The organism is Streptomyces sp. NPDC126497 (genome assembly GCF_040302425.1).
Taxonomy (GTDB): domain Bacteria; phylum Actinomycetota; class Actinomycetes; order Streptomycetales; family Streptomycetaceae; genus Streptomyces.
The window spans coordinates 1-3,929 of record NZ_JBEORT010000197.1 but is presented as its reverse complement, the minus strand read 5'-3'; the positions used below and the strand labels follow the sequence as shown (position 1 = coordinate 3,929).

At 71.6% G+C, this 3,929-nt stretch carries 1 protein-coding gene; it reads right to left on the bottom strand.

The features are described 5' to 3' along the window. Positions 1–3,929, bottom strand: a 3,929-nt coding sequence (locus tag ABTY20_RS34905) for a type I polyketide synthase (protein WP_352001158.1), incomplete at both ends; no start/stop codon positions are given.

The window sequence follows — 3,929 nt, the reverse complement described above, 5'->3', positions numbered from 1 at the left end:
TCCACCGGCACCACCTCGGCACCCGCCGGAGGCCACTGCACCAGATCGAACCCCGCCGGCACCACACCCTCCACCAGGAAACCGGAGGCATGGGTCGTCCACGGGGCGTCCTCGGAGCCTTCGGGACGGGAGTAAACGGCGAGGGTGCGGTGGTCGGCGTCCTGGGGTCCCACCACGACGCGGACCTGGACGGCACCCTGCTCGGGCAGCACCAGCGGCGCGGCCAGCGTCAGTTCCTCCAGCGTCGCACAGCCCACGGCCTCACCGGCCTTCAGGGCGAGTTCCACCAGTCCCGTACCCGGCAGCAGGGTGCGGCCCAGGACGACGTGATCGGCCAGCCACGGCTGCGCCTCCACCGACAACCGGCCCGTCAGCACCACACCACCCGAGTCCGGCAACGCCACCATCGCACCCAGCAACGGGTGACCGGTCGCCTCCAGGCCCGCAGCGCGGGCGTCGGCCACTGCGGTGACCGTGGTGTGCTCCGGCCAGTACGTACGGCGTTGGAAGGCGTAGGTCGGCAGGTCGACGGTCCGCGCGCCGGTGCCGGCGAAGTACGCGGCCCAGTCCACCCGGGCCCCGGACACGTGCAGTCGGGCGAGTGCGGTGAGGGCCGCCGTCTCCTCGGCGTGGTCCTTGCGCAGCAGCGGGATCAGGTGTGCGTCGTCGCCGGCGCTCTCGCGGGCCATGCCGCTGAGCACACCGTCCGGCCCCAGCTCCACGAAACGCGTGACGCCCTGCCCGGCCAGGGCGCGGATGCCGTCGGCGAAGCGCACGGCCTCGCGGACGTGGGTCACCCAGTAGGCGGCCGACGCCAACTGACCGGGCTCCGCCAAGGCACCGGACACGTTCGAGACGACCGGCACCCGCGGCTCGCTGTAGGTCAGTCCCTCGGCGACCGTGCGGAAGTCGTCCAGCATCGGTTCCATCAGCGGGGAGTGGAAGGCGTGCGACACCCGCAGCCGGGTCGTACGACGACCCAGCCCCCGGAATGCCTCCGCCACCGTCTCCACCGCGGCCTCGGCACCCGAAACCACCACCGAGGAAGGCCCGTTGACGGCCGCGACCGACACCTCACCGGTCAGGTGCGGCAGCACCTCCGCCTCCGTCGCCTCCACCGCCACCATCGCGCCACCGGCCGGCAGCGCCTGCATCAGCCGGCCCCGCGCGGCCACCAGCGCACACGCGTCCGCCAGCGAGAACACCCCCGCCACATGCGCGGCCGCCACCTCACCGATCGAATGCCCGGCCACGAACTCCGGCCGCACACCCCACGACTCCACCAGCCGGAACAACGCCACCTCGACCGCGAACAGTCCGGCCTGGGCATAGACGGTCCGGTTCAGTACCTCCGCGTCCTCACCCCACACCACCTCACGCAACGGCCGGTCCAGGTGCTCGTCCAGCCCCGCGCACACCGCGTCGAACGCCTCCGCGAACACCGGGAAACGCCCATACAGCTCACGGCCCATGCCCAGCCGCTGCGACCCCTGACCCGAGAACAGGAACGCCGTACGGCCTCCACCGGCCAGCCCCTCCACGACACCCGCGTCCGGACGCCCCGCAGCGAACGCCTCCAGAGCAGCCGACTTGTCCTGCGCCAGCACCACAGCACGGTGCTCGAAGACCGACCGCTGAGTCGCCAGCGAGAACCCGAGATCCACACCACGGACCCGAGCCTCCTGCACGAACTCCCGCAGCCGCTCGGCCTGCGCCCGCAGCGCGGCCTCACTCTTACCGGAGAGAACCCACGGCACCACACCAGCCGTTTCGGAGTCGTCGTCGGCATCGAGGGCCGCCGGAGCGGTTTCGCCGACAGATGCGGGTTGTTCGAGGATGAGGTGGGCGTTGGTGCCGCTGATGCCGAACGAGGACACCCCCGCACGACGCGGCCCTGGACCCTGCGCCCATTCCACCGGCTCGGTCAGCAGCTCCACCGCACCCGCCGACCAGTCCACGTGCGACGACGGCGCATCCACGTGCAGCGTGCGCGGCAGCTCACCGTGCCGCATCGCCATCACCATCTTGATCACACCGGCCACACCCGCCGCAGCCTGCGTGTGCCCGATGTTCGACTTGATCGACCCCAGCCACAACGGCCGGCCCTCCGGCCGGTCCTGACCGTAGGCGGCGATCAACGCCTGCGCCTCGATCGGATCACCCAGCGTCGTGCCCGTGCCGTGCGCCTCCACCACATCCACCTCACCGGCGGACAGCCCCCCACTGGCCAGCGCCTGCCGGATCACCCGCTGCTGCGACGGACCGTTCGGCGCCGTCAGACCGTTCGACGCACCGTCCTGGTTGACCGCACTGCCCCGCACCACCGCCAGCACCCGATGCCCAAGACGCCGCGCATCCGACAACCGCTCCAGCACCAGCACACCCACACCCTCGGACCAGCCGGCTCCATCGGCGGTGTCGGAGAAGGCCTTGCAGCGGCCGTCGGCGGAGAGGGCTCCCTGGCGGGAGAATTCGACGAAGGCGGTGGGCGTGGCCATGACGGTGACACCACCGGCCACCGCGAGCGAGCACTCACCCGAACGCAACGCCTGCGCCGCCCAGTGCAACGCCACCAACGACGACGAACACGCCGTGTCCACCGTCACCGCAGGACCCTCGAACCCGAACGTGTACGCCACACGACCGGAAGCGATGCTGGGAGCACTGCCGTTGCCGCGGAAGCCCTCGTACTGCTGGTCGGCGAGGATGCTTCCGTAGTCGCTGTACATGACGCCGGCGAAGACGCCGGTCCGGCTGCCCCGCAGCGAGACCGGGTCCATCCCGGCCCGCTCGATCGCCTCCCACGTCGTCTCCAGCAGCAACCGCTGCTGCGCGTCCGTCGCCATCGCCTCCCGCGGACTCATCCCGAAGAAGTCCGCGTCGAAGGCGCCCGCGTCATGCAGGAAACCACCCGAGCGCGTATACGACGTCCCAGGCACCTCCCGGTCCGCGCTGTACAACGAATCGACATCCCAGCCACGATCAGCCGGGAACTCGGTCACGGCGTCGACGCCGTCGGACACCAGCCGCCACAGGTCCTCCGGCGAGGACACCCCACCCGGGTAACGGCACGCCATCCCCACGATCACCACCGGATCGTCCGCCACCGACGGCAACGACCCCACCGGCACAGCCACGTCGCGCACGGTGCCGAGCACGGTGTCGAGGAGGTGATCGGCGAGGAGTTCCGCGGTCGGGTAGTCGAAGACCACGGTGGCGGGCAGGCGCAGTCCGGTCGCCTTGCCCAGCCGGTTGCGCAGCTCCACGGCCGTCAGGGAGTCGAAGCCCAGGTCCTGGAAGGCCCGGTCGGGGCTGACCGTCTGTGCGCCCGAGTGGCCGAGGACGAGGGCGATGTGTCCGCGCACCAGGTCCAGCATCATCTCGCGGCGCTCGGTCTCGCCGAGCACGGTCAGCCGTTCGGCCAGCCCGGTGGTCTCGGTGGAACCCGTGGCCGCCGTGCGGCGGGTGGACGTCCGGATCAGCCCGCTGAGCAGCGGCGGAACCTCCCCCTGCGCGCGGAGCGCCGGGAAGTCGAGGCGCACGGGCAGGACGACGGCCGCGTCAGCGGCCACCGCGGCGTCGAGCAGGGCGACGCCCTGCTCCGCCGTCACCGGAGGAAGGCCGGAGCGGGTGATGCGGCGGCGGTCGGTCTCCGACAGCGACCGGGTCATGCCCGCCTCCTGCGACCACGGACCCCACACCAACGACACCCCCGGCAACCCCAGCGCACGACGCCGCCGCACCAGAGCGTCCAGGAACGCGTTACCGGCCGCATAAGCCGACTGACCCGCACTGCCGAACGTCCCCGCCACCGACGAGAACACCACGAAAGCCGTGAGGTCGAGGTCCTTGGTCGCCTCGTGCAGATGCCAGGCCCCGTCCACCTTGGGACGCAGCACCCGCGCCAGCCGCTCGCCCGTCAGCGACTC